Annotated in this window: 1 pseudogene; it reads left to right on the top strand. The window is 51.4% G+C overall.

The window, feature by feature from the left end:
• Window positions 1–247 (top strand): annotated as a pseudogene (locus N8M16_RS10120) (HNH endonuclease); the annotation flags it as partial.

Raw genomic sequence — 247 nt, 5'->3', positions numbered from 1 at the left:
GAGAAACCCCACCAGCAGCTACGTGCCAAGGCCATAAAATCATCCATGATGACGGGCCAGCGTAAAGAAAGTGACAGCAAGAATTCTTGGTTCAAACGCAGCGAGGACGTGAAAAAATACGTACTTCAACGCGCCAATGGCATCTGTGAGTCATGCGATAAACCGGCTCCGTTCATGAAAAAGAATGGCGAACCCTACCTGGAGCCTCACCACACAAAACGCCTAGCCGATGAAGGCCCCGATCACC

The sequence above is a fragment of the Streptococcus mitis genome, assembly GCF_946188375.1.
GTDB lineage: Bacteria > Bacillota > Bacilli > Lactobacillales > Streptococcaceae > Streptococcus > Streptococcus mitis_CX.
Note: the sequence above shows the minus strand (reverse complement) of the source record. Positions and strands in the feature narration are given on the sequence as shown.